Origin of the sequence: Epilithonimonas sp. JDS (assembly GCF_021261315.1) — a bacterium.
Taxonomy (GTDB): Bacteria; Bacteroidota; Bacteroidia; order Flavobacteriales; family Weeksellaceae; genus Epilithonimonas.
This window is the reverse complement of the sequence record NZ_JAJSAX010000004.1, coordinates 159,840-184,653: the sequence shown is the minus strand read 5'-3', so window position 1 is coordinate 184,653 and position 24,814 is coordinate 159,840. Positions and strand designations below refer to the sequence as shown.

Genomic DNA, 24,814 nt, shown 5'->3' with positions numbered 1-24,814 from the left:
GCGTAAGGGATAGAAGCGGATATCCTTTTTTCGGTGAGGGAAAAACGTTGGCGAAAAAAGATAGTAGCGGATAGCCCGGTCTCTTTGTATTGCTTTGCTGAAAATGTCTTTCGGTAAACTAAACGTGAAAGCAAAACAAAGAGATACGCCCAAATAGAAAAGCCTCAGAAAAATCTGAAGCTTGTGTTAAAATTGTTGCCACAACCCTAAAGGGAGCAATTTTATATTACTCTACAACCTTGATTGCGCTTGCCAAAAATCTGGTTTCGGTTTTTGGTTCTGTGATCGCATCTATCTCGGCCTGAGATTTTTTAGCGTCCTCGGCATAATGTTGCAATTCTTTTACTGAAGTGGTTTTGCTCTCTGCGCTGCCTTCCAAAATCACGGTTTTACCCTCCAAAGCGGTCGGAACGAAGAAGGCATAATCTTTCATCTTCACGAAGAATGTTTCGCCGGAATCTGTTGCCAAGCTTACCCAACAGCCTTTCTTAGGGCAAACGCCGGTCACTTTTCCTTTGACAGAAGTTTTGGCGATTTTGGGTGTTGCTTTCAATTCTTTATTGAGTTCGTCTGGAGAAATGGCTTTCTTAACAGCTTTTGCGGAGACATCCTGGCCGTAGTATTCACCAACTTTCGCTTCGCCTGCTGGCGGACCGGATTGTGCGAATGCTGAAACGGATAATCCTATCAATACAAATGCAAACAATATATTTTTCATACTTTAATATTTATTTTTTTAATGTTGTAAATTTAGAAAATTATTTAGAATGAGAAAAAATAATTTTTTGATGTAATGAAATCGAGTTTTCAAGTGTCTTAGTTATATAAAATCAAAAACTATAAAAAATTATACTTATGAAAATACAACTTTTAACTCTGGTCCTTTTGGCTTCTGCGGCAAATTTTTCTTGTGTACAATCCAAAGGTGACAATTCCAACGGAAACGATGCGATGTTTTCTAACTTGATCTCTGACTCCGGAAAAGGTGAAGTGGTTGAGAAAACTTACGACATCAATTTTGACGAATTGGAAATTTCGACTTCTCTGAATGCGGAAGTCTTCAAATCTAACAATGAGAAAATCGTTGTTTATGCACCTTCTGACCTGATGAAATATGTGGTCGTGAAACAAAACGGTGGAAAAGTACAGGTGAAAATACAATCTGAGTCTATGAAAAGTATTTCTACAGATCGAATCAAAATTAAAGTTTATGCTAAGGATTTTGACCATTTGGCAGCCAATTCCAGCGGCAGCATCTCTTTGAAAGACAACTTCAGTTTCTCTGATCTGGATGTGAAAGTTTCCAGCTCTGGAACGATAAAAGGTAACATCAATGGCGGAAATATCAATATCCAAGCCTCAAGCAGCGGAAATTACGAAGGCGAGGTCAATGCGAAAAGTTTGAATATGCAAAGCTCATCTTCCGGCGGAATCGACATCAAAGGAAAATCTGAAAGTGTGAACATCCAAGCGTCATCTTCTGGTGATGTGGACGCGGAAAACTTCACGACAGAAAGTGCTGTTTTAGCAACGTCATCATCTGCCGACATCACCATTGGCGTGAGTAAAAGTGTGACCGCAAGCGCATCTTCCAGCGGAGATATCCGTGTGATCAAAAGAGGAAGCTTGAATGAGATCACTAAAAACGAAAGTAGTTCTGGATCTATTTCTATCCAGTAATTTTATATCATTTTCTCAAAAAAAAAGAGACCCGAAAATTTGGGTCTCTTTTTATATTTAAATCAAATTTCGATTAGTTGAATTTGATAATGCTTTCCATCTTTGCAGTTTCCTCGTTCACCAACTCATCATCTACCAAGATCTTTCCAGAATGCTCATCGATGATGATCTTCTTTCTCTGAGCGATTTCCATTTGCTTCTGTGGTGGAATCGTGAAGAAAGAACCTTTTGGCGCTCCTCTTTCCAATCCTACAACCGCAAGACCAGTTGAAGATCCAGTACGGATCCTTTGGTAAGAAACCAATAATCTTTGGTCGATCTTCTCAGCAAATTCTTTAGATTTTTCCAATAGATAATCTTCTTCTTTTTGAGTTTCAGAAACCAAGTTTTCCAACTCGTTTTTCTTGTGAACCAAGTGGTTGTTTAGCTCATCGATCTTAGCAGTCAAATCAGCCAAAGTTTCCTTTTTGTGATCGATCTTCCCTCCAAATTCTTTGATTCTTTTTTCAGCCAATTGAATTTCCAATTCCTGGTACTCTACTTCTTTTGCTAAAGTTTCGAATTCTTTGTTATTTCTAACGTTATCTTGCTGCGTTTTATATTTGTCAATCAATACTTGAGCGCTTTTCATAAGATCTTTTTTCTCATTGATCTCTGCATTTTGCTCAGCAATTTCAGATTCGAATTTTTGGGCTCTTTTGTTAAGACCTTCAATTTCTATCTCAAGATCTTCTACTTCAATTGGCAATTCGCCTCTTGTATTGCGGATCTCATCCAAACGGGAATCAATGATCTGCAAATCGTAAAGTGCTCTTAGTTTTTCTTCAACAGAAATTTCGTTTACTTTTTTATCAGCCATATCTATATAAAATAATTAACAGGATTTGTTTTCTTAGTCGTTTTTGCGATGGCAAATATAGTGAATTTTTCGGACAATATTTCAAATAATTGTTGAGTTACAAATTGTTCCGATTCAAAATGTCCGATATCGCAGATCAGCATTTTGTCTTCTGCCGAGAAAAAGTCGTGGTATTTCACATCGCCCGTGAGGTAAGCATCACATTTTGAAGACAATGCAGACTTTATTCCGCTTGCTCCACTTCCGCCCAAAACGCCAACTTTTTTGATTTTTTTATTAATTAAAGAACTGTGTCTTATGACATTAAGGTCAAATTTTTCCTTTACAAATTGTAAGAAATCCTCCTCATCCATTTCACTTTCCAAATCTCCGAATCGTCCCAATCCAGTATAATGATTTTCGTTGTCGAGGGATATTAATTGGTAAGCCACTTCTTCGTAAGGATGATTTTGTTTCATCGCAGAAAGAATTTGGTTTTTCTTAAAATCTTCAAAAATCACCGAAACCAAAACTTCGTCCGCATTTTCTCGTTCGTTAAGATTTCCAGTCACTGGATTCGAACCATCCAACGGACGAAAAGTGCCGTTTCCATTAATAGAAAAACTGCATTCATCGTAGAAACCGATATTTCCCGCTCCAGCCTGGAACAAAGCATTTTTCAAATTCTCAGCCGAATCAACCGGAACATAAACTTGCAATTTCTTGAGTTGATTTTGTTTCGGCATCAATATTTTTTGATTTTTCAAACCCAAAATTTCGCAGATTTTATAATTGACACCGAAATAATCATTGTCAAAAGCCGTGTGAATCGCGTAGATTGCAATTTTGTTTTCCAAAGCTTTCAGAACTGCTTTTTCAACATAATTCTTTCCAGTGATTGACTTCAAACCAGAAAATATAATCGGATGAAAACAAACCACGAGATTGAAATTCTTTTCAATAGCTTCATCAATCACTGATTCCAAAGCGTCGTGAGCAACCAGGATTCCTGAGATTTCCCTATCTTGATTTCCGCAAAGCAAACCGACGTTATCAAAATCCTCAGCTTGTTTTATAGGAATTAATTTTTCAAACTCCTTTATAAATTCATTGATTTTCATTAATTTAATTTTTATCTGATAAACAATCGGTCATCAAAAGTGAATTTCTCCACTTTTATGATTTTAACATCTTTAAAATTGACATTTCTAGGATTGATAATATAATTGAATTCCCCTTGAACCGCCGCGGATGGAACTTTCATCGCCAAGAATTTATTTTCCTTTAGAAATTTATCACCCATTTTTTGTGTAGAGTCCAGATGTGGAAAAGTGTTCCAGTCCTTAGGGAATCTCTTCGGCTCAAAAACCTCGATATCGGGAATCTCAATATGGACCAATCGATAATCTTTTGGAATAATGCCAAGCGGAATGTGAACTGCGATTTCGGTAACACACAGTGCTATAGATTGCCCTGTATACAACGTCGCGTTGCCTTTGCTATTCCATCGTCCACCAGCTATTTCAGCACCTTTTCCAGAAAGGTCATTGGCATAGATTTCTTTTGAAAGCCTGTAAACTATCATCAAGAATTACGCTAAAATGCCGTGCTCCAATCTCGTAAGCTCATCCATTAGAAGAGAGATTCCAAAGTTGCTGCCAATCAGGTCTTGTGGTTTTGTTTTGCCTAAAGCCAGATTTTCTGCTTGCAACCAAATCAAAAAATATTCTGATGAACCAAAAACCTCTTCGCCTCTTTTGTAGAGCATTTCTATTTGCAATATCTTCTCGGATTGCAGTGTGTCAAAGGTTTTCTCTTCTTTTTGGTAACGGGACAATGTTTTTCCAGAAATATGAAGAAAACCAGCCCACTCTTGAAAACTGAAAGGGAACTTTTTCACAAGATTATCAAAAAGCTTGAAAGAAATACCGCGTTCTGCAATTTCTATCATTCTGAAGATGCCGCCATCGTCAAAATTCTGATATCCGTAGACTGCAGCTGGCTCTGCTACGGAATGTGTGGTGTCTGTTGTTTTATATTTTTTCATCATTTTTATTTTTCTACTCCACAAAGATAAGACTTTTGTCTTGATAAAAAAGACTTTTGTCTATTTTTTTATTCATCGTGAATTGATTTATTTTATTACCTTCAATTTTTAATTTACTAAAATGAAAATCAAACCAGAGTTTGACCTCATTCCAGAGGATGGATGGCGAAAGAAGATATACGAAACGGTTTACCTGTCCCACACAAAAGCCGGGAAAATATTCGATATCTGTTTACTTGCATTAATTCTCATAAGTACGGCTCTGCTGATGGTGGAGACGATTCCTATTTTCAGATTGGAATATTACAAAGAGTTTTATTATGCGGAATTTTTTATCACTTTAATATTCACGATAGAATATATTTTGAGAATTATCTGTGTGAAGGACCGGGAAGAATATATCTTTAGTCCTCTAGGAATCATTGATTTCCTTTCAATAATTCCATTTTACATCAGTTTATTATTTCCGGTATGGCATTTTGTTGCAATTATCAGAATGTTAAGGTTATTGAGAATTTTCAGGATTTTTAATCTTGCTGACTATATGCACGATGGACGATTCATCGTTTCTGCGCTTAAACACAGTTCAAGGAAGATTTATATTTTTCTTTTATTCATGGCAATCTTCATTGTTATAATTGGCTCGTTGATGTACATAATCGAAGGTGGGAATAATGGATTTAGCAGCATTCCACAAAGTGTTTATTGGGCAGTTGTGACTATAACCACGGTTGGTTACGGTGATATTTCTCCCGGAACTCCTATTGGTAAAATATTATCCATAGTTGTCATGCTTTGCGGATACAGTATCATCGCGGTTCCAACCGGAATTGTAACATCGGAATTTCGGAAGCAAAAGAAAAACAATTTTCAGTGTAACAGATGTGGTAACGAAGATAATGACGAGAATGCACGTTTCTGTAAAATCTGCGGAGAAAGGATCGTCTAATCTGAGCGAAAAATTAATTTCATCATAGTTTAAGTTAAATTAATATTATAATATAAATATTTAAAAATAATCGGTTATATTTGATGAATCGAAAATAATATTTAATTATAATCAGAAAATAGTTTAAATAGGTGGTTATGAAAAATTTCAATTTCATATTTGGGATCATCCTTCTTAATTTTTTGTGCAATTGTTCCGCTTCTGCATCCATTTCGGATAATACTTCTTCCGAAATTCTAAATGTCAAACATCACACTTATAAAACTGTAAAGTTTCCAACCTCGGATGGATTGAATGTTTATGCTGACCTCTATTCAAGCAGCAGTAAACGAGGTCCGCTTATTATTCTTTACCATCAGGCAGGCTTCAGCAAAGGAGAATTCAGAAGTATTGCGCCGAGATTGGTTGATCTTGGTTTCAATGTTCTGGCGGTTGATCTTCGTTCCGGCGATATTGTGAATCAGGTTACAAATCTGACTCAGAAAGAAGCTTTAAAACAAGGAAAATCTACCGCTTTTCAGGATGTAATTCCAGATTTGGAAGCTTCTTTTGATTATGCAAAAAATAAAATAAAATCCAGAAAAATAATCTATTGGGGAAGCTCATACTCTGCTTCATTAGGATTTTATATGGCTGCAAAGTATCCGAAAGATTACAAAGCGCTGATTGCTTATTCTCCCGGAGAATACTTTAAAATTGAAAATAAGAATATTTCGGAATTCGCAAAAGATGTGAAGATTCCAGTTTATACTTCTTCTGCGCGAAATGAAGAATCCACATGGAAACCTATTTATAATTCAATTAAATCCAAAAAGCAATTTTATCTCCCCGCAAAAACCAAAGGTCATCACGGGACTATGGCACTTTCGTCTTTCTACGATGACAGCGAGGAAAACTGGCAGGCCATTATTCCTTTTTTGAAAACATTGAGGTAAACTCTTCTTCATTTTCCAGAAAAGTTCGTTTGGCTTCTTCATAACCTATTTTGAAAATCTCCTCCATATTCTGAGGTTTTCTTTCGAAAATTCCATATTTCGATAACTTTTTGGAAGTAATGAACCAATCGCAATAGGCAAATTTGAAAATCTCTGTCCGATGTGAAGCCAATTCGTAAGCTCTTGTAGTTACAGCTTTAATGGTTCGAAGATCTTTAACCTCGACATCCTGAGGCGGCGTGACGTAGACTCCAATCATTCTATCGCATTCGTTATTAATAATATCTGCAGGAAAATTATTGAGAACTCCACCGTCGCTGTACATTTCTTCTCCAATAAAATAAGGCGTAGAAATCCCGGGAATACAAGAGGAAGCGATAATTGCATCCACAACTTTGTAATGTTTTTCGAAAACTTTTTGTTGTCCTGTTATTAATTCTGTAGCGACAATTCTCACATCTTTTTGCAAATCCCCAATTGTCATATCCTGGAAAATAGGTGTCAAATACATTGTGAAAATGGCTGAGGAAACAAATCCCGGCTGATTGAACGTAAAATGTTTCCAATTGAAAAAATAAATCGACTGGAAAAAATCCAAAATTTCCTCCGGTGATTTCCCAACGGCATACAGAGAGCCAACGATGGAACCTGCGCTACAGCAAGAGAGAATGTCTGGTTTAATGTTTTTCTCATTTAGAAATTTCAAAACACCCGCGTGAGCCAATCCACGTGTTCCACCTCCGGACAAAACCAATCCTATTTTCGAATTTTCCATTACGTAAAATTAAAAAAACCGCAGAAAAATCTGCGGTTTTTATATATGAATATTATGTTATTCTTATTAAATATGAATCACCTCGCCGTAAGCAGCAGCTACAGCTTCCATCACAGCTTCAGAGATTGTTGGGTGCGGGTGGATAGATTTAAGAACTTCGTGTCCTGTCGTTTCTAGTTTTCTCGCAACCACAGCTTCAGCAATCATATCAGTAACACCGTCACCAACCATATGACAACCAAGCCACTCGCCATATTTAGCATCAAAAATCACTTTGATAAATCCATCAACATCACCATTAGCCGTAGCTTTTCCAGATGCTGAGAATGGGAATTTACCAACTTTGATTTCGTAACCTTTTTCTTTCGCTTGCTTTTCAGTCAAACCAACAGAAGCAATTTCCGGATGACAATAGGTACAACCTGGAATATTTCCGTAATCGATAGCTTCTACGTGAAGACCTTTGATTTTCTCAACGCAAGTGATTCCCTCTGCAGAAGCCACGTGAGCCAAAGCCTGAGTTGGGATGATGTCACCAATGGCATAATATCCTGGAACAGAAGTTTCGTACCATTCGTTAACCAAAACTTTTCCTTTTTCAGTTTTGATTCCAACTGCTTCAAGTCCGATTCCTTCTACGTTTGAAGCAATTCCAACTGCAGAAAGCAAGATGTCGGCCTCCAAAGTAATATTTCCAGTAGCTGTTTTCACGCTAGCTTTCACGCCGTTTCCTGAAGTATCCACAGATTCTACAGAAGCGTTGGTCATAATTTCAATCCCTGATTTTTTAAGAGATTTCTCCACGTGTTTTGAAACTTCTTCATCCTCCAAAGGAACGATGTTTGGCAAGAATTCTACAACAGTCACTTTGGTTCCCATTGCGTTATAAAAATCAGCAAACTCAATTCCGATAGCGCCAGAACCTACAACAATCATAGATTTTGGTTGCTCAGGAAGAGACAATGCCTGTCTGTATCCGATTACTTTTTTACCATCTTGAGGAAGGTTTGGCAATTCTCTGGAACGCGCTCCAGTTGCGATAATGATGTTGGTTCCGGAATATTCAGTTGATTTTCCTTCAGCATCTACAACGTTCACTTTTTTACCCGCTTTTACAGTGGCAGTTCCCATAATGACATCGATTTTGTTTTTCTTCATCAAGAAAGAAATTCCACCGCTCATTTTCGAAGCCACACCTCTACTTCTTTGGATAACTTTTGAAAAATCGAAGCCTGGATTTTCCACTTTGTTAAGACCATAGTCTTCGGCGTGCTTCAGATAATTGAAAACGTGAGCAGATTTCAACAACGCTTTAGTTGGGATACAACCCCAGTTGAGGCAGATTCCGCCAAGATTTTCTTTTTCGATGATGGCTGTTTTGAAACCCAATTGAGCAGCTCTGATTGCAGTCACATAACCGCCAGGTCCACTTCCAATAACAATAATATCGTAATTCATTGTGATTAAAAAATTTTAGCGAATTTACGGAAAATTATTGAAAGCATCGTATGACAAAAAGCAACTCTTGGAGTTGCTTTTCAAAAATTTAATATTGCGAAGTTTACTTTATCTGCTTGTAGCTTTCAATCAGTCGGATGAATTCTGAGCGGTAACCATTCTCATCATTCGATTTTCCTTGTCTTGAAAGATTGATGATTTTATCGAGGTCTTTATCTTTGATGAATTCGGATTGTCTTAAAACCAAACCAAACCAAGCCACAGACGATGCAAATTTGAAATCTGGAGAAGCGTTATTTAATTGATTTTTAGAATCTTTGATAGTCTGAATTAATTCTTTACTTACATCTTCATCCGGATTTTTGTACCGGAATTTCACCGTTGCCAATTCGTCTCCAAATTCATTTTTAGAATCGGTCTTAGAATATTTTAAATCAACATCTTGCGGACTGAATTCGGAATCTGAACCAACCGGAATAACTTCATAAATCGCTGTCACCGTATGACCAATTCCCAATTCTCCCGCATCGATTTTATCATTTTTAAAATCTTCATTTTTTAATTTTCGATTTTCATAACCAATTAATCGATAAGATTTTACAAACTTTGGATTAAACTCAATTTGAATCTTCACATCTTTCGCGATCGCATACATACTTCCGGCAAATTCTTTCCCAAGAAATTTATTAGATTCCTGCATATTATCGATGTAAGCGTAATTTCCGTTGCCTTTGTCAGCCAGCATTTCCAGACGATTGTCCTTGTAATTTCCCATTCCGAAACCAAGACAAGTGAGGTAAATTCCAGATTTTCTCTTCTCCTCAATCAACTTTTGAAGTTCAGAATTATCAGAAACACCAACATTGAAATCACCATCTGTTGCGAGAATCACACGGTTATTTCCTTTTTTAACTAAATTTTCCTGCGCTAATTTGTAAGCCAATTCAATTCCTTGACCGCCAGCAGTACTTCCGCCAGCGCTCAGATTTTCCAAAGCTGTCAGGATTTCCTCCTTATTTTTAGCAGACGTCGGTTCCAAAACTACGCCTGCGCTTCCCGCATAAGTGACGATTGCCACTTTATCTTGTGGACGAAGTTTATCCAGCAAGATTTTGAACGAGGTTTTCAGCAACGGCAATTTATTCTGCTCATTCATCGAACCGGAAACATCGATTAGGAAAACCAAATTTGAAGCTGGTAATTCTTTATCGTTCACAGTTTTACCTTGCAAACCGATTTTCAAAAGTTTATGTTTTGGATTCCAAGGCGAATCATTGTATTCTGTATTGATGGAAAATGGCTGATTGCTTTGTGGCTGAGGATAATCGTACTTGAAATAATTAATCATTTCCTCGATTCTCACAGCATTTTTGTCCACTTTTTGTCCGTTATTTATCATTCTTCGAACATTGGAATATGACGCATTATCTATATCAATTGAAAATGTCGAAAGTGGATTGGCTTTTGCGGATTCGAATTGATTTTCCTTCCACTCGTCGTAAGATTCCTGATTTTGAACAGGTTGTGAATTATTCAAATATTTGATTTCATCTTTGGATAAACCTTTAGTTTTAATGATAATTACACCATTACTTCCACGTGTTCCATAGAGTGAAATTGCAGCAGCATCTTTCAAAATTTGAACATCCTTTATTTTTTTAGGATTAATATTCTCAAGATTTGCAGTTTGATATGGAATCCCATCAATCACATACAAAGGTTGATTGTTCGAAGTCAATGAAGCAATACCTCGAATCATCAATTGTGGCGAATTTCCAGGATTTGCAGGAGCGATCTGAAGTCCAGCAACGCGTCCGTTCAAAACTTGGTCAACATACGCTTGAGTCATCACTTTTCCCGTTGCTGGTGGCGGAGCTGGCGGTGAATAAGATTTCTCTTTTTTATTCATCGAATTTTTATTCACAACTGTTGATGAGTAACCCAGACTTTTCTGCTCTCTTTTGATTCCCATTGCAGTCACAACAACACCTTCGATATCTTGTGATTTTTCAGAATATATATAATTTGATTCAGCTGGAGGACCGCTAATCTCTTCTCTCACTTCATTCACGACTATTTGAGGAGGTGAAATAGAAGCTATTCCTTCTGACCTGGGAATTGGAGGCAAAGAAATTTCCTTTTGACCTTCTGCATCGTGATGAGCAAAAATCTCCTTTCCATTTTCGGAAGTATTCACGGGATTACTTTTCAAATTCTCTTTGAAAGTTCTGTTGATGTTCTCAACGTTTTCCGGCGTTTCCAATATCTTGTTTTGATTGACAGGTTTTCCGTAATCGTTTGATGCGATTTGAGGTTCTATTTTCGTGTCTTTATCATTCACAAAATATAATACGCCAAAGGTCAAAGCCAAACCAGCAACCATTCCGTAAGGCAACCAAAGTGGAATTATTCTTTTCTTCTGTTCTTTTTTATCTAATTTATTTTCAACATTTTGCCACACTTTTTCGAAATTTGGGAAAGTCGGTGTTTCTTCCGCAGATTTTCCGGCTTCGCTGAACATTTTATCGATATCTTGATTTTCCATTTTTTTAAACTTTAAGAATTAATTGTTTGAAGTTTCACCAGTTCCTGCAATTTTTTGCGAGCGAAATTCACCTGAGATTTGGACGTGCCTTCCGATATAGAAAGCATTTGCGCAATCTCTTTGTGCGGATAACCTTCCATCGCAAACAGATTGAAAATCGTACGGCAACCTTCGGGTAGAAAATTGAGAAGTGATAAAATTCCTCTTTCCTCCGAAATATTTTCTGGTTCAGCTTCTGCCAAATCCACAAAATTCTCTTCAATTGAAATCGAAAACGGTTGTTTCTTGCGAAGTTTCTGAAGACATTGATTCACAACGATTTTCTTTGCCCAAGCATCAAAAACCTGCAATTCCTTCAATTGGTCAAGTTTTGTGAAAATCAGAAAGAAAGAATCCGCTAAAACTTCTTCCGCGTCTTCGTCGTTTTTCAGGTAACGTTTGCAGGTTGAGAAGAATCGACCTGCATATTCTTCATAAAGTTTCCGCTGTGCATTGCGGTCTTTATTTTTGCATCTTATGTATAATTCGTGTTCCATATTCTGGCGTTTATAAGGAAAGATGCAAGAGTTTAAAAAAGGTTGGAAATATTTTTGAAAATTTAAGAAAAAACTTTGAAAGTCAGCTTCCAAAGTTTTGAAATTAGTTATTGAATTGAAAGTCTTCGACTCCGCTCAGACTGACATCGGTAAATAAAAATATTAGATTTGTCACACTGAGCGGAGTCGAAGTTATAGCTTGTCTAATGCTTTTTCAAAGTTATTATATTGAAACTGAAATCCATTTTCCAATAAAATTTCTGGATAAACATTTCGGCTTTTCAGCATCAATTCAGTTTCTGTTTTGATGAAGATTGCTGCAATTTCCAATAACCAAACCGGACTTGGAATCCCGAATGGAATTTTGATTTTCTTACGAAGTTGCTTCATCATTTCTATATTTGATAAAGGTTTTGGTGCTGTGATATTAATTGAACCTTTTAAGTATTCATTTTCAATAATGAAGTTAACGGCTTCGCAGAAATCATCAATATGAATCCAGCTCATCATTTGATTTCCTCTACCTTGTTTTCCGCCTAAACCGAGTTTTGAGATTTGTTTAAATTTTGGAAAAGCGCCGCCATTTTTTCCTAAAACAATGGAAGTTCTGAGCGCCACTTTTCTGATATTTTGATTTTCAACTTTGAAGAATTCTTTTTCCCAGGATTTACAAATATTCATTGAGAAATCATCGCCGATGATTCCATTTTTCTCCGTATTGAGATGGATTTCTGAATGGGTGTAAATTGTTGCAGAACTTGCATTCAGCCAAATTTTTGGTAGATTTTGACATTCGTCAATGGCTTGCTGAAGTACTTTTGTGGAATAGATCCTGGAATCATAGATTTCTTTCTTGTTCTTCTCGTTGTATCTGCAATCCACAGATTTTCCTGCAAGATTGATAAGCACGTCTGCGTTTTCTAATTCGGTTTTCCAATTTCCTAAAGTTTTTGCGTCCCAGAAGATTTCGTTTTCACGTTTTGGATTTCGGGTCAGGATTTTGACTTTGTGATTTTTGTTGATGAAATAATGTTCTAAGTTTTTGCCCAGAAAACCAGTTCCGGCTGTGATGATTATTTTCATTTGTTTAATTTTAAATTAAATAGCAAATTCTAAACTCTTCTTTGTATGAACTTCAATCTCAGAACCTTCTGCAAGCATTATTGATATTGGTTTTGCATTATTCAAAACAATAAAATCAATTCCATAATTTTCTTTGAAATCTACTTTTATTTCATAATTTTTGACATCATAGAAATTCCATTTTGGATGCTTAACTTCGTACTCAGAAGTTTGAATTTCGTTTTTGGTAAACCCAAAATAATGTTCGGTAATGAATTCGAAATCAGAACCGTCAATCATTTCTCCCTGAATATTGTCAGCTTTTAAAGTCATTTTATTCAGTCTTGAAGTTTGCCAGCTGTAAGAAACTGAAATTTCATTATCGGATTCAATAATTGAGTGTGACATTGGCAAAGTCCAATAATTCTCATTATAAAATGTGTTGGCAACCAAACTCAAAACATTTTTAGGAACAATTTCCTTGATAAAGACAACGCCTCTTTTCCAAATTCCTTTTTCCAATTTTTTTACATAAAATCTCAAATTAACTTCTTCAAAATTTTTATGAAATGGAACGGAAATTCCAAGAAGTTTTGTATTCAAAAACATAAATCCAACGAGACTTACCAGGCATTTTCCTTTGTGAAAATCAAGTTGAGTTCCTTTCGGTAAATACGGTTTTAGAACTTCTGGATCTATTTCGTAATTGATGATGGCCAGTTTTCGCCATTCTGCTGTTAGGAATTTCATTTCGTTTAATTTTTAATTCTTGTAGATTAAGCTGATTGAACAGATTTACAACTTAAAATCAAATTAATTTGCTTAATCTGCGAGATGTATTTTTAATAAAAGAACTGCTCCGAAAGTGAGTCGGAAAATCATCCAGGAAATCGTCGGGACAATCCCGAATCTCAACATTCTGCATCGTCTCAAATGTTCCAAAAACATAATGAAAACTACAATTCCGAAGTAAATGAAATAGAAAATCTGATTAAAATGAAAGAATAAAGTTGGAATTAAAAGTAGTGTTCCAATCAAAGAGATCGTCATCATATTCCCGAGATAATCCCAAATTCTGTCTTTGAGATAAATTCCCATAAACAAGCTCTGCCAAACGATTTGCATACAACAAATGAAAAACTCCAATCCAAAATTATTTTTGAAATCCGGAAACAAACGTTGATTGTAAAATCCCAAAACATAAGCGGAAAAAATTAAAACAAATGAAATATAAAAAAGTCTGTATTTGAGATTGAAATCCGGAACGCAATTGTCCTTTGTCAAATCTTTTGCGGAAGAATGATTTGTTTTCTGTTGTAAGAAACGAACTTATAAAGTCTTTGAAAAAACCAATACAAAGGTTTTGTTATGGCAATTTTTTCTAACGTCGGGAAAGAATTTCCTATAATAGTTAAAAGACTTTCTAATCCATAAATAACTTTATTTTCTTTAGTATTGATCAATGCTATTTCGTTTTTTGAACGGTGAAAATCAATCTTATTTTTGATCTCTGGAGAGATTTCTGAGAAGGCTTCCCTTCCATTCTCATCAAGCATTCCGCTTTTTATAAATCCTTTGGAATAAACATTACACATTGGACAATCGTTGTCGTATATGAGGATGTGGTTTTGTAGAGTTTTCATTGTGTTGGGTTTTAGAATTAATTACAAATTCAGAAAATCGGCTTTTGTTCTTTTATTGTTTCTGAAAAGAAAGAACATTATGATTTTAAATATTAGATTCTTCATAATTTGTTTTCTGTATCAAAATGACTGATAAATAGAGATTGAATAATAAGTATCGGAGAAATCACTACCCAAGACATTACGATCAATTCAAATAAGTTTTTAAGTGAAAGACTACCTTTATTAATATTAAAGATTGAAAAAATAATTAATAATAAAAACCCAATCACTACATAGCTGGCAAGGAAAATATACACACGTCTTGAGTCAGTTTTAACATATTCTTTCGAAATGAATTTTATAATATTAAAACTGTATTGTACAACAGCAATGAGAAAGAATTCAGAAATAATTATTTTAGCAATTACATCGTCATCAATAAACTTAATAAGTAGAAAACTGAATAGAAATAATCCGACAGTAATACATTGAATTTTAAATTCTTGTCTTAAAAGTGTTTTCATAATTATTAATATTTTTATATTTTCAGTAATTTTTGAAACTTAATTTGAAATAAAAAAGGAAAATGATGTCCCTTCTATTTTAACAAGTTGGTAATCTTTCCTACCAGCCAATGGTCATCGCTTTTTATAGCCAGGTCCATAATATTGTTGATCTTGTTGGTCACGTTTCCGAAATCGTCCATCAGTTTGATAAATTCTTTGGCTTCATCGGAATCATCTTCTACATTTTTCAGTTCTTCCAAAAAAGCTACAACTGGTTCTATTTCTCGTTTTCTGCGTTCTTTCGTGATTTGTTTAAAAAGAAACCAGACATCTTTTTCAGCGATGAAATATTCCTTCCTATCCCCTTTCACAAACTCTTTTTTTACAATTCCCCAATCCATCAAAGCCCGGAGATTCATATTCGCATTGCCTCGTGAGATTTGGAGCATTTCCATCACTTCATCCGTTGATAAAGGTTTTCCTTCTGCCAGAAGCAAAGCGTGAACCTGCGCCATTGTTCGGTTGATTCCCCAACTGGTGGCAAATGTTCCCCAAGTTTGGATGTATTTTTCTTTGGCTTCGTCGAGTTTCATTTTTTTAAAGATTGATTTCTTGTACAAATATAATTAATATTTTTGAATTTTCAATAATTATTGAAAATAAAATAATTTAATTTGTTTTTTTTATATTGATTCTTATCGATGTCTTGTTCAAAAATGATAAGAATCAACTGATCTCTAATTTTTATCATTACACGAAAAAATTAAACTGTTGTTTTAATTTTTATTTAAAAAAATACAAAAGGAAAAATGCCGGCATTTTAATCAAGTCATTTAATCTCTTATTTATAAATGTATAATTTTCAAAAGGTTAAATCAAAAATTTAATTTTAAATTAATAAAAATAATCGATTATTATGATTAGATTTGTATAAAATTAATTCATGAAATATACTTTAATCAAGCGAAACAAGAGTTTTCGTGCGGATTCCCATGTTCATTTTATCAGCTGGATGAGGAAAATGGATCTTCAGTATTGGAGCGATAACAAAGAATTTATGGAAGGTTATGCGTACCGAAAAATGACTTTTGAAAAAATTGAAATCCGTCACGGAAATGAGGAACATTTTGTAGAAGATCTTAAAAAAAATAACCTTTTGAAAATTGAATCTTCAAAAGGTTTTTTAGGTTTATTTTGATTTTGATAAATTAATAAATCGGTGGATATTTTTGAGGATTGTTCTCATTAAACATCGCATAGATTTTCTCAACCATATCATCAGAAGATGGCTTGCTGAAGTAATCGCCGTCACTTGCAAAAGCTGGTCTGTGATTCTCTGCAGAAATCGTCAACGGCTCAGAATCCAAATATTTGAAAGCTTTTTGTTTTTCCAAAATCTGCTGAAGAATAAATGCTGAAGTTCCTCCTTCCACATCTTCATCGATTACGACCAAGCGGTTTGTTTTCTTCACACTTTCCGCAATTTCATTAGTCAAATCAAATGGAATCAACGACTGAACATCAATCACTTCCGCAGAAATTCCTAATTTTTCTAATTCATTCGCTGCTTCCGTAACAATTCTCCAAGTGGAACCATAAGTTACCAAAGTCACATCTTTACCTTCTTTGGTCACTTCGATTTTTCCGACAGGAATCGTGAATTCTCCTAAGTTATCCGGTTGTTTTTCTTTCAATCTGTAACCATTCAAGCATTCTACAATCACGGCTGGTTCATCACTTTGAAGCATTGTATTGTAAAAACCTGCAGCTTTCGTTAGACTTCTTGGAACCAGAATATTAATTCCTTTTGATAGGTTAAGGATTCCAGCCATTGGCGAACCGGAATGCCAAACGCCTTCCAATCTGTGTCCACGAGTTCTAATGATAACAGGTGCTTTTTGACCACCTTTCGTTCTGTATTGAACGGTTGCCAAATCATCGCTCATCCCTTGCAAACAGTACAAAATATAGTCTAAATATTGAATCTCAGCAATCGGTTTCAAACCGCGCATAGCCATTCCAATGCCTTGTCCAAGAATTGTTGCTTCACGAATTCCTGTGTCAGCGATTCTAACTTCACCATATTTCTCCTGAAGTCCTTCCAAACCTTGATTTACATCGCCGATATTTCCTGCATCTTCACCGAAAACCAAAGCTTGCGGATATTTTGCAAAGATTTTATCGAAGTTATTTCGTACCACAACTCTACCATCCACTTCTTCGGAAGCATCAGAATAGATTGGTTTGATTTCTTTTACATTCGTTGCTTTCCACTCAGATTGAGAATACAAATGCGACGAATAATTATCTTTCTCAACTTTGAAGATTTCTTCGTATTTCGATTTCAAAGCAGTTCTTTCAGCGGAGTTTTGAGCTCTTGTCACTAATAAAGACTGTCTTACCAAATGGAAAACATCTCTTTTGCTTTTAGATATGATTTTATTAAAGTTTTCAATTAATTGAGCAACTTCAATATTTTGATTTTTAATGGATTCTACAAATGGTAAAACTTGATTTTTTAAATCTGAGATTGTCTTTTGGTAAGATTCCCAAGCTTTTTTCTGACCGTCTTTTACCAATTTTTTAGATTCAGAATCGATTGCATCCAACTCTTCTACCGAAGCCAAATATTCTTCATTTCCTTCAATCTCGATGCTGTAATCCAAAATCCATTCACGGAATTTCAACATTCCGTCGAACTCAGATTCCCATTTCAGACGTTCTTCGTTTTTGTAACGCTCGTGCGAGCCAGAAGTTGAATGTCCTTGTGGTTGTGTCACTTCCGTCACGTGAATCACCACTGGAACACTTTCGTATCTCGCGTAATGCTCAGCTTTCGCATAAGCTTCCATCAACGCCGGATAATCCCAAGCTTTCACCTGAATGATTTCGCAACCTTGCTTTTCGTCCGCTTTTCTTTGGAAACCAGAAAGCATTTCGGAAATATCCGCTTTCGCTCTTTGGTTTTGAGTCGGAACCGAAATCCCGTAGCCATCATCCCAAATCGAAACAATCATCGGAACTTGCAAAGCACAAGCGGCGTTCAAAGTTTCCCAAAAATGACCTTCAGCTGTTGAAGCGTCGCCAATCGTTCCAAAGGCAACTTCGTTTCCGTCTTTTGAAAACTTCTCAGAACCATCGAATTTTACTGATTTATAAACTTTGGAAGCCTGAGCCAATCCTAATAATCTCGGCATTTGTCCAGCGGTTGGCGAAATGTCTGATGAAATATTTTTCTGTTCAGTTAAGTTTTTCCAACTTCCGTCTGCGTTCAAACTTCTTGTGGCGTAATGGCCGTTCATTTGTCTTCCGGCAGATGCTGGTTCTCTTTCCACGCTTGTGTCAGCGTATAATTGTGCAAAGAAACTTTCCACAGAAACCGCATCGATGGCCAATGCAAAAGTCTGGTCGCGATAATAACCTGAACGGAAATCACCATTCCTGAAAACCTTCGCCATTGCCAACTGTGGCAACTCTTTTCCGTCTCCGAAAATCCCGAATTTTGCTTTACCGGTCAAAACTTCGCGCCTTCCCAAGTAGGACATTTCGCGGGAAATCCTACCTAAACGATAGTCTTCCAAAATGCTGTTTTTAAAATCCTGAAATGAGATTTGCTGAGTTTCTATGTAGGTTGTTTGCATAACTTTGAATTTTGACAAATATAAAATTTTTTACTGAAATTTTTATTGATTTGATATTTCGTAAAAATAAGATAATTTTATAAAGTATAAAAATTCATCAATTATATTTTTTCCAGAGAATTAATGAATATTTTTGAATCATCAATTTGAACCAATGAAAAAAACCGCACCACACATTCTGAATGCTTCCACCAATCTTCTGGGATTTTGTTTAGTCATCATCACTTCTCTGAAGATTACGAAGTTCAGCCATCATTCTTATTTGGATGAATTTACCGTTGGCGCGATTTTCTGTTTGATGGTGAGTTGCACTTTATCTTTCCTTGCCATCAGAACAGACAAGGAAAAGCTGTCGGACAAATTAGAAAATATTGCTGATATTCTTTTCTTTGTAGCTTTGATTTGTATATCGTTGGCGGTTTGTATTGTGAGTATTGATGTGGTTTAATGAATAAAGATTAAAATGTACAGTGATAAAGTAACAAGAGAATTAGGAGATTTATTTGTTTATAACTTAAATGTAGATTTTCAAGAAAGGAAAACTACTTTAGAATTTGGATAATATATAAAAACACATTCAAAGCCTACAAAAAAAATGATATTTGCCAATGTAATTTGGCAAGAGTTTTCACAATTTGATTTCGTGAACATCTTTAACACAGTCGAAATTGATGATAATTTTGCAACATTTTCTAAAAAACACAATTTGTATTTTCAAAAAATGAAAAATTACATTTCATCAGATTCATTAGATGAATTAAAATCTGCGAAAAATAAATTCTACACTTTTAAACAAACAGCCGGATTTGATTGTTTTATTGTAACTAAAGATGAAATTATAATTGAAGATATAATTTAGCAATTACCCAACCTTCACCGTCTCCAAAGCCTTTGGTAGAAAACTATTCGGGAAAATCTGTCTCGCTTCGTCTGTCATTACACTGAGGTCGCTGTAGCGGTTGGAAAAATGTCCTAAAATCAGTTTTCCAACTTGTGCTTTTTTGGCAATCGTCGCAGCTTCCAAAGCTGTAGAATGCCCGGTGTAATCTGCCATTTCTTTCAGGTTATTCAGGAAAGTGGATTCGTGGTAGAGGACGTCGACGTTTTCGATGATTGGGATGATGTCTTCTTTGTATTTTGTGTCACTGCAAAATGCGTAGGAAACGGAAGGTTGCGGGTCAGTCGTCAGTGATGCATTATCTATGATATTTCCATCTTCTAAAACGAAATCTTTTCCTAAACGCAGATTCTGGAAATCGCAAATCTCAATTTCTTTGTGTTTTGAGATTTCCTTCATATTCAGGTGGCGCTCTTTTGGTTTTTCTTTGAAGAGATAACCGTTGCAATAAATCCTGTGATTGAGCGGAATGGTGAAGACCTCTACCCTTTTGTCTTCGTAGATTTTTACCGATTCTTTACCTTCCAATTCGTGATAGATGACCTCAAAACCTTTGTACGTTTCCGTAATTTCGAAAATCGTATCCATCATTTTTTTGATGCCTTTTGGGCCGTAGATATTCAGTGGGGTTTTTCTTCCCAGAAGTCGGAAAGAGGCAACCAATCCCGGCAAACCGAAACAATGGTCGCCGTGAAGATGGGAAATGAAAATATGATTGATTTTGGAAAACCGCACTTTTGCTTTTCGCATTTGAACCTGAGTTCCTTCGCCACAATCGATGAGGAAATGACGTTCTTCCATTTCCAAAAACTGAGAAGTTGGAGAGGAATTGATGGTTGGAATTGCGGAGTTGAATCCCAAAATGGTAAGATATGTACTCAATTTTCTTGCTTGTATTGAAAATTAAAAGGGTAAATATACGAAAACATCGTAAAAATCACAAAAGACCCCCTTTGGAATTGAGGAATTCTAAGAATTTTTTCAAAGCTTCACTTCTATGGCTGATTTTATTTTTTTCTTCCGGTAACATCTGTGCGAAAGTCATATTGTGGTCGTCTGGAATGAAAATCGGGTCGTAACCGAATCCATCTTCGCCAAAAACTTCTGTCGTGATGTTTCCGTAAACCCGGCCTTCGAAGTAATGTTCGCCGTCGTTGTCTTTGAAACATAGAACGGTGATGAAGTAAGCGCGACGGTTTGGTTCATCCTTCAGTTCTTCCAAAACTTTCTCGATGTTCTTTTTGAAGTTGTGATTTCCGGCGTAACGTGCGGAATAAATCCCAGGTCGTCCGTCCAAGGCTTCCACAACCAATCCGCTGTCGTCGCCAACACTTCCCTTTCCGGTTTTCTCGAAGCAGTATTTTGCTTTGATGAGGGCGTTTTCCTGAAAGGTGTTTCCGTCCTCGATGATTTCGTCGTTCAGGTTGTAATCCGTGAGTGAGGTCACGATGAATTCTGGTCCGAGGATTTGTTGGATTTCTTCTTTTTTATGTAAATTATGTGTGGCGATTAGGATTTCCATATGTTGTTATAAATGATAGTTGATAAATGATTATGATTTAATTTGTGAAAGTTCGAAACTTTGAAAAAGTTTGAATGGATGACAAATGTTGGACTTTGCGAAGCGCAACCCGGCTTGAGCGGAAATCCTTTTTTGTGGCTGGAAAAGCGAGGGCAAAAAGATTGGGAGCGGAAGACGGATAAGTTGCCATAATTTTAATCTTTATAAATAATATTCTTGTGGATGGCGAAAAAATAAAATGGAATTGCGAAAATTACCACGCCGGCGACAAGAAGAAGTTCTTTGTTTACGTTGAATAATCCGGAAAAAGTTTCTGAATCCGAGTACATCATCATCAATGCGGACAGTAAGTTATTGAAGGCGTGCAACAATATCGGCATCAGCAGAGATTTCGTTTTGTAGTACACCAAACCTAATACCAAACCGAGCAAAAATGCGCCCGCAAATTGCCACGGATTGAAATGGACAGCGCCAAAAATCAAGGCGGAGACGATAATTGCGGTGACTGGAGCGACTTTGTTGTTTATCATCCCTTTCATTATGATGCCTCGGAAAAGGATTTCTTCCAGGATTGGTGCGAGTATGACGGTCATAATCACCAGTGCGACAGGGTCTTTGAGGAGTTTTGCGAATTCTTTGGTGTAGAGTTCGTAAATCGGACCGAGGATTCCGCCTTCTGTTGGGATAAGTTGCGTGGTGTAATCTGCGACGAGCATCATCCCGAACATCATTGGGAAGATGAGTAAATAAACGCGAAATGGCTTGGTGGAAAAGTCGAAATTGAGTTTCTTTTTCTCTTTTCTAACGACTAGAAGGTCGAAGAATAAAACGGGTGTGAGCATTGTCGCGCAGTACATAAAGATATTGAATCCGCCAGATTCGCTGATGTCTTGATTGAATAACGCCGATAATCCCAAACCTATGGCGTACGCGAATGATTGCCCGATGAAAAGTCCGACCACGAGGATGATTCCGATGAAAAAATCGACTTTGTAATTTTGTTCCTGCATTTATTTAAGTTCTTTGAGATAGACCAACGGTTCTGACTGGAAAGTTACGTCTTCTGGATGAAAAATCTTGAAATAATCTCTCAAAACCACGTCGCAACGGACAACACCACTTTCGAAATAGTCGTTGGCCTGATCTTTTTCGCGGTTGTTTATCATATATAATTTGCCGGAATTGAAAACGTCCATTTTTGAATAATTCGGATTGAGCGTTAGAAGTTCTTTTCTGTTTTTGTGGGGACTGATGTTAATCCAAAAATTGGCCTGTTTTGATTTGATGAAAACTTCCTCGAAACTTAGTGGAACCGAGGTGGATTCTTTGTTGTCTTTCAGGATGTAATTTCCATCGGCATCATTAATGAGTTTGGCTACGAAAGAGTTTCCGCCTGGGAGAAACCATTGGCTTCCGTACATCTCGTTGCAGAGAACCAAGGAATTTGATTTTGAATTTTTGCTTAAGGCTTGGATTTTCTTGTAATTGTCTTCGATGTTTTGATAGGCTTTTTCCGCTTCTTTTTCTTTTCCGAATAATTTTCCGAAGAGCAAAAGGTATTTTGATTTTTCTAATGGATTTTGTTCCATAAAATCGTCGAGGAAAATAAGTTCGATTCCGTTGTTTTTCAAGACTTCGTAAGTGTTTGCGAAGTTGGGAACATAATTGGTGAAAATGACATCCGGTTTGTTGGAAAGGATTTTTTCGATGTCGTATTTTTGTTCGTTTCCGATGTTGAGGATTTTGTTTTCGTTGATTAGCTGGTGGATTTTTTCTGAGAAAATATATTCCGGACTTGAGACGCCGGTGATTTTATTTTCTAAATCAAGTTCAGAAAAGAAGCCAATCAAGCTAGAATTTAGCAGCATTGCTTTTTTGAAAGGCAGATTTTTGCTCGGAATAACATTTTTGAATTTTCCTGAGGTCAAAGTCAGGTTGTCGGAATTTTCAATATAATTCACTCGTGATGAGATGGTTATATTTTCATTTGATTTTTGAACAATTTCTTTTTTGCAGGAATTTGAAAGAAGAAATAAAATTAGTAGTAAAAAAATGCGTTTCATCTTCCAAAGAAAGCAAAAAAGTACTATATTTGCAAACCTTTAAACAAGGCCTCGTGGCGCAACTGAATAGCGCATCTGATTACGGCTCAGAAGGTTACAGGTTTGAATCCTGTCGAGGTCACAAGACCGACATTTGTAGATTTTTTTCTCTTATGTCGGTTTTTTTTATTTCCTAATCCGTTGTTATACTGATAGATACATTGAGCGACAATATTCATTTTAGGTGTTTGAAAACTTTTTCCGTCAAATTCGACTTTTTGAGGAAATATCAAACACCCTATAGTTCTTTTTGTCTGTAAATCGCCCTGCTGATAAAGGTTTGCCAGGTTTTCCATTGAGTCGAGAGCATTTTCTATTTTTGTTTTTATATCAAGTTCTTTACTCTCTGAAACAATATGTTGGATCTCTTGTTCCAACTGTTCAATTTGTTCTTTTGTTATTTTCTTCACCTCTTTGTAATCTTCTTCATCTAACTTATCAGCAAGATATTTATCTCTTGCATTCGCTACTTTTTCATTAAGCTCATTAATCTCTTTTAATATGGACTTTCTCTTTGCATCTATATCAAAGGTGAATTGTTTGTAGTTATCTAAAAGTATATCTTTCATCAAATCTTTTATGATAGGATTGTATTCAAATTTGGAAATTTCCAATTCAAAGAGTTGGTTCAATCTGTCTGAATCAAAACGAAATCCGCATTTATAATGGCAATGATAATAGTAATAGGTTTTAGACTTTCCTTTAGCCCCGCTTGCCGTAAGATTTTTGCCACACCTTGGACAACGTAAAAGTCCACGTAATGGAAAACGTTCATTACCTAATACTCTTCCGCCTGGCCCTTCTACCTTCCTTTTTTTGTCCATAATCTGCTGCACCTGACTAAACAGTCGTTCGCTAATCAGTGGCTCATGTTTTCCATCACTGTAATATGCTTCTTCCTGTTTATAATCCTCAATATATATTTTACCACAGTAAACCGGGTTTCTCATAGCTTTTGCAAACGCACTTCTTGACATTGAAGCACCCTCCCTTTTATTCATCTGCAATCTTACATGATCTGCCGGAATATGCCCTTTTGCAACCTCTTTAAATGCCCAAGCTATATTAGATCCTTCCGGCTCTTTGATGGCAATATACTTTTTACCGTCTTCATGGCTTCTGTTGATATATCCATAGGGAGCAATTCCCATCAGCCTGCCTTCTTTTTTTGCTCTCCGCATACCGTGAAACGTGTTGAGTGCCCTTCTGTCATTTTCTACCTCCGGAGTGGAGAGATAAATCGCAAGCATAAGCTTGTTTTCAGGAACAGACATATCCAATGGCTGCTCGATAGACTGAGGGATGATGTGATTTTTATGCAGCAAACTTATCATTTGATAAGCATCTGCAGTATTACGACTGAATCTGTCCCACTTGGTAAATAGAACTAAGTTGCTTTTGTGACTTTTCTTTCTTATTTCAAGAAGATATTTTTTCCACTCAGGGCGATTAAAGCTTTTTGCTGAATGATCTTCAAAAATCACTCTATTGATAGCTATATTGTTATTAGCACAATATTTTCTTAACCTTTCATCCTGATCTCTTTGTGAATAACCTTTTTCGGCCTGTTCATCGGTAGATACTCTTATATAAAGATCTGCAATAACCATAGTTGTAGTATTTCGTTAAAATTGAGTTTTAGATTCGCATCATAGAAACTGATGCAGTAGAAATTCATCTTTCCGATATACTGCT

At 36.1% G+C, this 24,814-nt stretch carries 27 protein-coding genes and 1 tRNA gene; 7 read left to right on the top strand and 21 right to left on the bottom strand.

The window, feature by feature from the left end; all coding sequences use genetic code 11:
* Positions 1 to 226: 226 nt before the first annotated feature.
* Entirely contained in the window at positions 227 to 718 is a 492-nt protein-coding gene (locus tag LUD75_RS13060; RefSeq protein WP_034979242.1) for a DUF4920 domain-containing protein, read from the bottom strand.
* 137 nt (positions 719 to 855) lie between these two features.
* Here LUD75_RS13060 and LUD75_RS13055 point away from each other — a divergent pair, with 137 nt between their 5' ends.
* On the top strand, positions 856 to 1,680 hold the full coding sequence (locus LUD75_RS13055) for a DUF2807 domain-containing protein (protein ID WP_232706159.1): 825 nt from the start codon (positions 856 to 858) through the stop codon (positions 1,678 to 1,680).
* Between the two features lie 73 nt (positions 1,681 to 1,753).
* Here the strand turns inward: LUD75_RS13055 and LUD75_RS13050 are convergent, their stop codons facing one another.
* From LUD75_RS13050 to LUD75_RS13035, 4 genes are read right to left on the bottom strand one after another with little or no spacing between them, the layout of a single operon-like run.
* Positions 1,754 to 2,539, bottom strand: coding sequence for a zinc ribbon domain protein (locus LUD75_RS13050; RefSeq protein WP_034979245.1), 786 nt, complete (start codon positions 2,537 to 2,539; stop codon positions 1,754 to 1,756).
* Positions 2,540 to 2,541: 2 nt separating this feature from the next.
* Entirely contained in the window at positions 2,542 to 3,639 is a 1,098-nt protein-coding gene (locus tag LUD75_RS13045) for a Nif3-like dinuclear metal center hexameric protein (protein ID WP_232706157.1), read from the bottom strand.
* Positions 3,640 to 3,650: 11 nt separating this feature from the next.
* Positions 3,651 to 4,103 (bottom strand): RES family NAD+ phosphorylase, encoded by a 453-nt coding sequence (locus tag LUD75_RS13040; protein WP_232706155.1) that lies wholly within the window; start codon positions 4,101 to 4,103, stop codon positions 3,651 to 3,653.
* 6 nt (positions 4,104 to 4,109) lie between these two features.
* On the bottom strand, positions 4,110 to 4,568 hold the full coding sequence (locus tag LUD75_RS13035) for an antitoxin Xre-like helix-turn-helix domain-containing protein (protein ID WP_232706153.1): 459 nt from the start codon (positions 4,566 to 4,568) through the stop codon (positions 4,110 to 4,112).
* A gap of 118 nt (positions 4,569 to 4,686) precedes the next feature.
* Here LUD75_RS13035 and LUD75_RS13030 point away from each other — a divergent pair, with 118 nt between their 5' ends.
* Together LUD75_RS13030 and LUD75_RS13025 are read left to right on the top strand one after the other, a co-directional pair.
* Positions 4,687 to 5,514, top strand: a complete 828-nt coding sequence (locus LUD75_RS13030; protein WP_232706152.1) for an ion transporter — start codon at positions 4,687 to 4,689, stop codon at positions 5,512 to 5,514.
* Between the two features lie 137 nt (positions 5,515 to 5,651).
* Positions 5,652 to 6,449 carry an alpha/beta fold hydrolase gene (locus LUD75_RS13025; RefSeq protein ID WP_232706151.1) on the top strand — a complete coding sequence of 266 codons (798 nt, stop codon included), beginning with the start codon at positions 5,652 to 5,654 and terminating at the stop codon, positions 6,447 to 6,449.
* Here LUD75_RS13025 and LUD75_RS13020 read toward each other — a convergent pair.
* From LUD75_RS13020 to LUD75_RS12975, 10 genes are all read right to left on the bottom strand, one after another.
* The gene (locus LUD75_RS13020) at positions 6,421 to 7,224 is read right to left on the bottom strand and encodes a patatin-like phospholipase family protein (RefSeq protein WP_232706150.1); all 804 of its coding nucleotides are present in this window, start codon (positions 7,222 to 7,224) and stop codon (positions 6,421 to 6,423) included. The two genes, LUD75_RS13025 and LUD75_RS13020, sit on opposite strands and share 29 nt — an antisense overlap.
* A 66-nt stretch (positions 7,225 to 7,290) precedes the next feature.
* Positions 7,291 to 8,682 (bottom strand): dihydrolipoyl dehydrogenase, encoded by a 1,392-nt coding sequence (gene lpdA / locus LUD75_RS13015; protein ID WP_232706149.1) that lies wholly within the window; start codon positions 8,680 to 8,682, stop codon positions 7,291 to 7,293.
* 103 nt (positions 8,683 to 8,785) lie between these two features.
* On the bottom strand, positions 8,786 to 11,227 hold the full coding sequence (locus tag LUD75_RS13010; RefSeq protein WP_232706148.1) for a VWA domain-containing protein: 2,442 nt from the start codon (positions 11,225 to 11,227) through the stop codon (positions 8,786 to 8,788).
* Positions 11,228 to 11,238: 11 nt separating this feature from the next.
* Positions 11,239 to 11,763, bottom strand: a complete 525-nt coding sequence (locus LUD75_RS13005) for a sigma-70 family RNA polymerase sigma factor (RefSeq protein ID WP_232706147.1) — start codon at positions 11,761 to 11,763, stop codon at positions 11,239 to 11,241.
* A gap of 192 nt (positions 11,764 to 11,955) precedes the next feature.
* Complete coding sequence (locus tag LUD75_RS13000) at positions 11,956 to 12,846, bottom strand: TIGR01777 family oxidoreductase (protein WP_232706146.1); 891 nt, start codon at positions 12,844 to 12,846, stop codon at positions 11,956 to 11,958.
* 15 nt (positions 12,847 to 12,861) lie between these two features.
* Positions 12,862 to 13,575 carry a DUF2071 domain-containing protein gene (locus LUD75_RS12995; RefSeq protein WP_232706145.1) on the bottom strand — a complete coding sequence of 238 codons (714 nt, stop codon included), beginning with the start codon at positions 13,573 to 13,575 and terminating at the stop codon, positions 12,862 to 12,864.
* Positions 13,576 to 13,647: 72 nt separating this feature from the next.
* Complete coding sequence (locus LUD75_RS12990) at positions 13,648 to 14,109, bottom strand: hypothetical protein (protein WP_232706144.1); 462 nt, start codon at positions 14,107 to 14,109, stop codon at positions 13,648 to 13,650.
* On the bottom strand, positions 14,106 to 14,468 hold the full coding sequence (locus LUD75_RS12985) for a DCC1-like thiol-disulfide oxidoreductase family protein (protein ID WP_232706143.1): 363 nt from the start codon (positions 14,466 to 14,468) through the stop codon (positions 14,106 to 14,108). The genes LUD75_RS12990 and LUD75_RS12985 overlap by 4 nt, the downstream gene beginning before the upstream one ends.
* A 101-nt stretch (positions 14,469 to 14,569) precedes the next feature.
* Positions 14,570 to 14,974, bottom strand: coding sequence for a hypothetical protein (locus LUD75_RS12980; protein ID WP_232706142.1), 405 nt, complete (start codon positions 14,972 to 14,974; stop codon positions 14,570 to 14,572).
* Positions 14,975 to 15,048: 74 nt separating this feature from the next.
* Positions 15,049 to 15,549, bottom strand: a complete 501-nt coding sequence (locus LUD75_RS12975) for a transcriptional regulator (RefSeq protein ID WP_232706141.1) — start codon at positions 15,547 to 15,549, stop codon at positions 15,049 to 15,051.
* A gap of 350 nt (positions 15,550 to 15,899) precedes the next feature.
* Here LUD75_RS12975 and LUD75_RS12970 point away from each other — a divergent pair, with 350 nt between their 5' ends.
* Complete coding sequence (locus LUD75_RS12970; protein ID WP_232706140.1) at positions 15,900 to 16,154, top strand: hypothetical protein; 255 nt, start codon at positions 15,900 to 15,902, stop codon at positions 16,152 to 16,154.
* 10 nt (positions 16,155 to 16,164) lie between these two features.
* Here LUD75_RS12970 and LUD75_RS12965 read toward each other — a convergent pair whose 3' ends face one another.
* The gene (locus tag LUD75_RS12965; RefSeq protein ID WP_232706139.1) at positions 16,165 to 18,597 is read right to left on the bottom strand and encodes an alpha-ketoacid dehydrogenase subunit alpha/beta; all 2,433 of its coding nucleotides are present in this window, start codon (positions 18,595 to 18,597) and stop codon (positions 16,165 to 16,167) included.
* 154 nt (positions 18,598 to 18,751) lie between these two features.
* Between LUD75_RS12965 and LUD75_RS12960 the strand changes: the two genes are divergently transcribed.
* Entirely contained in the window at positions 18,752 to 19,045 is a 294-nt protein-coding gene (locus tag LUD75_RS12960) for a hypothetical protein (protein ID WP_232706138.1), read from the top strand.
* Between the two features lie 414 nt (positions 19,046 to 19,459).
* Here LUD75_RS12960 and LUD75_RS12955 read toward each other — a convergent pair whose 3' ends face one another.
* Together LUD75_RS12955 and rdgB are read right to left on the bottom strand one after the other, a co-directional pair.
* A complete protein-coding gene (locus tag LUD75_RS12955) occupies positions 19,460 to 20,377 on the bottom strand; it encodes a ribonuclease Z (RefSeq protein WP_232706137.1) in 918 nt (305 codons plus the stop codon).
* A 55-nt stretch (positions 20,378 to 20,432) separates the two neighbouring features.
* On the bottom strand, positions 20,433 to 21,017 hold the full coding sequence (rdgB, locus tag LUD75_RS12950) for an RdgB/HAM1 family non-canonical purine NTP pyrophosphatase (protein ID WP_034968579.1): 585 nt from the start codon (positions 21,015 to 21,017) through the stop codon (positions 20,433 to 20,435).
* 60 nt (positions 21,018 to 21,077) lie between these two features.
* Between rdgB and LUD75_RS19135 the strand changes: the two genes are divergently transcribed.
* Positions 21,078 to 21,209 carry a hypothetical protein gene (locus LUD75_RS19135; protein ID WP_262908208.1) on the top strand — a complete coding sequence of 44 codons (132 nt, stop codon included), beginning with the start codon at positions 21,078 to 21,080 and terminating at the stop codon, positions 21,207 to 21,209.
* Between the two features lie 2 nt (positions 21,210 to 21,211).
* Here LUD75_RS19135 and LUD75_RS12945 read toward each other — a convergent pair whose 3' ends face one another.
* Together LUD75_RS12945 and LUD75_RS12940 are read right to left on the bottom strand one after the other, a co-directional pair.
* Positions 21,212 to 22,027: a type II CAAX endopeptidase family protein gene (locus LUD75_RS12945; protein ID WP_232706136.1), complete on the bottom strand. Its 816-nt coding sequence runs from the start codon at positions 22,025 to 22,027 to the stop codon at positions 21,212 to 21,214.
* Positions 22,028 to 22,978, bottom strand: coding sequence for an ABC transporter substrate-binding protein (locus LUD75_RS12940; protein ID WP_232706134.1), 951 nt, complete (start codon positions 22,976 to 22,978; stop codon positions 22,028 to 22,030). It abuts the gene before it with no gap.
* A 149-nt stretch (positions 22,979 to 23,127) separates the two neighbouring features.
* Between LUD75_RS12940 and LUD75_RS12935 the strand changes: the two genes are divergently transcribed.
* Positions 23,128 to 23,201: transfer RNA gene (locus LUD75_RS12935), tRNA-Arg, on the top strand.
* Here the strand turns inward: LUD75_RS12935 and LUD75_RS12930 are convergent.
* Entirely contained in the window at positions 23,167 to 24,729 is a 1,563-nt protein-coding gene (locus tag LUD75_RS12930; protein ID WP_232706133.1) for a recombinase family protein, read from the bottom strand. The genes LUD75_RS12935 and LUD75_RS12930 overlap by 35 nt on opposite strands.
* Between the last annotated feature and the right edge of the window lie 85 nt (positions 24,730 to 24,814).

Coding starts and splice junctions, on each gene's coding strand:
- LUD75_RS13060 (WP_034979242.1), bottom strand. CDS start 718: ATGAAAAATATATTGTTTGCATTTGTATTGATAGGATTATCCGTTTCA.
- LUD75_RS13055 (WP_232706159.1), top strand. CDS start 856: ATGAAAATACAACTTTTAACTCTGGTCCTTTTGGCTTCTGCGGCAAAT.
- LUD75_RS13050 (WP_034979245.1), bottom strand. CDS start 2,539: ATGGCTGATAAAAAAGTAAACGAAATTTCTGTTGAAGAAAAACTAAGA.
- LUD75_RS13045 (WP_232706157.1), bottom strand. CDS start 3,639: ATGAAAATCAATGAATTTATAAAGGAGTTTGAAAAATTAATTCCTATA.
- LUD75_RS13040 (WP_232706155.1), bottom strand. CDS start 4,103: ATGATAGTTTACAGGCTTTCAAAAGAAATCTATGCCAATGACCTTTCT.
- LUD75_RS13035 (WP_232706153.1), bottom strand. CDS start 4,568: ATGATGAAAAAATATAAAACAACAGACACCACACATTCCGTAGCAGAG.
- LUD75_RS13030 (WP_232706152.1), top strand. CDS start 4,687: ATGAAAATCAAACCAGAGTTTGACCTCATTCCAGAGGATGGATGGCGA.
- LUD75_RS13025 (WP_232706151.1), top strand. CDS start 5,652: ATGAAAAATTTCAATTTCATATTTGGGATCATCCTTCTTAATTTTTTG.
- LUD75_RS13020 (WP_232706150.1), bottom strand. CDS start 7,224: ATGGAAAATTCGAAAATAGGATTGGTTTTGTCCGGAGGTGGAACACGT.
- lpdA (WP_232706149.1), bottom strand. CDS start 8,682: ATGAATTACGATATTATTGTTATTGGAAGTGGACCTGGCGGTTATGTG.
- LUD75_RS13010 (WP_232706148.1), bottom strand. CDS start 11,227: ATGGAAAATCAAGATATCGATAAAATGTTCAGCGAAGCCGGAAAATCT.
- LUD75_RS13005 (WP_232706147.1), bottom strand. CDS start 11,763: ATGGAACACGAATTATACATAAGATGCAAAAATAAAGACCGCAATGCA.
- LUD75_RS13000 (WP_232706146.1), bottom strand. CDS start 12,846: ATGAAAATAATCATCACAGCCGGAACTGGTTTTCTGGGCAAAAACTTA.
- LUD75_RS12995 (WP_232706145.1), bottom strand. CDS start 13,575: ATGAAATTCCTAACAGCAGAATGGCGAAAACTGGCCATCATCAATTAC.
- LUD75_RS12985 (WP_232706143.1), bottom strand. CDS start 14,468: ATGAAAACTCTACAAAACCACATCCTCATATACGACAACGATTGTCCA.
- LUD75_RS12980 (WP_232706142.1), bottom strand. CDS start 14,974: ATGAAAACACTTTTAAGACAAGAATTTAAAATTCAATGTATTACTGTC.
- LUD75_RS12975 (WP_232706141.1), bottom strand. CDS start 15,549: ATGAAACTCGACGAAGCCAAAGAAAAATACATCCAAACTTGGGGAACA.
- LUD75_RS12970 (WP_232706140.1), top strand. CDS start 15,900: ATGAAATATACTTTAATCAAGCGAAACAAGAGTTTTCGTGCGGATTCC.
- LUD75_RS12965 (WP_232706139.1), bottom strand. CDS start 18,597: ATGCAAACAACCTACATAGAAACTCAGCAAATCTCATTTCAGGATTTT.
- LUD75_RS12960 (WP_232706138.1), top strand. CDS start 18,752: ATGAAAAAAACCGCACCACACATTCTGAATGCTTCCACCAATCTTCTG.
- rdgB (WP_034968579.1), bottom strand. CDS start 21,017: ATGGAAATCCTAATCGCCACACATAATTTACATAAAAAAGAAGAAATC.
- LUD75_RS12945 (WP_232706136.1), bottom strand. CDS start 22,027: ATGCAGGAACAAAATTACAAAGTCGATTTTTTCATCGGAATCATCCTC.
- LUD75_RS12930 (WP_232706133.1), bottom strand. CDS start 24,729: ATGGTTATTGCAGATCTTTATATAAGAGTATCTACCGATGAACAGGCC.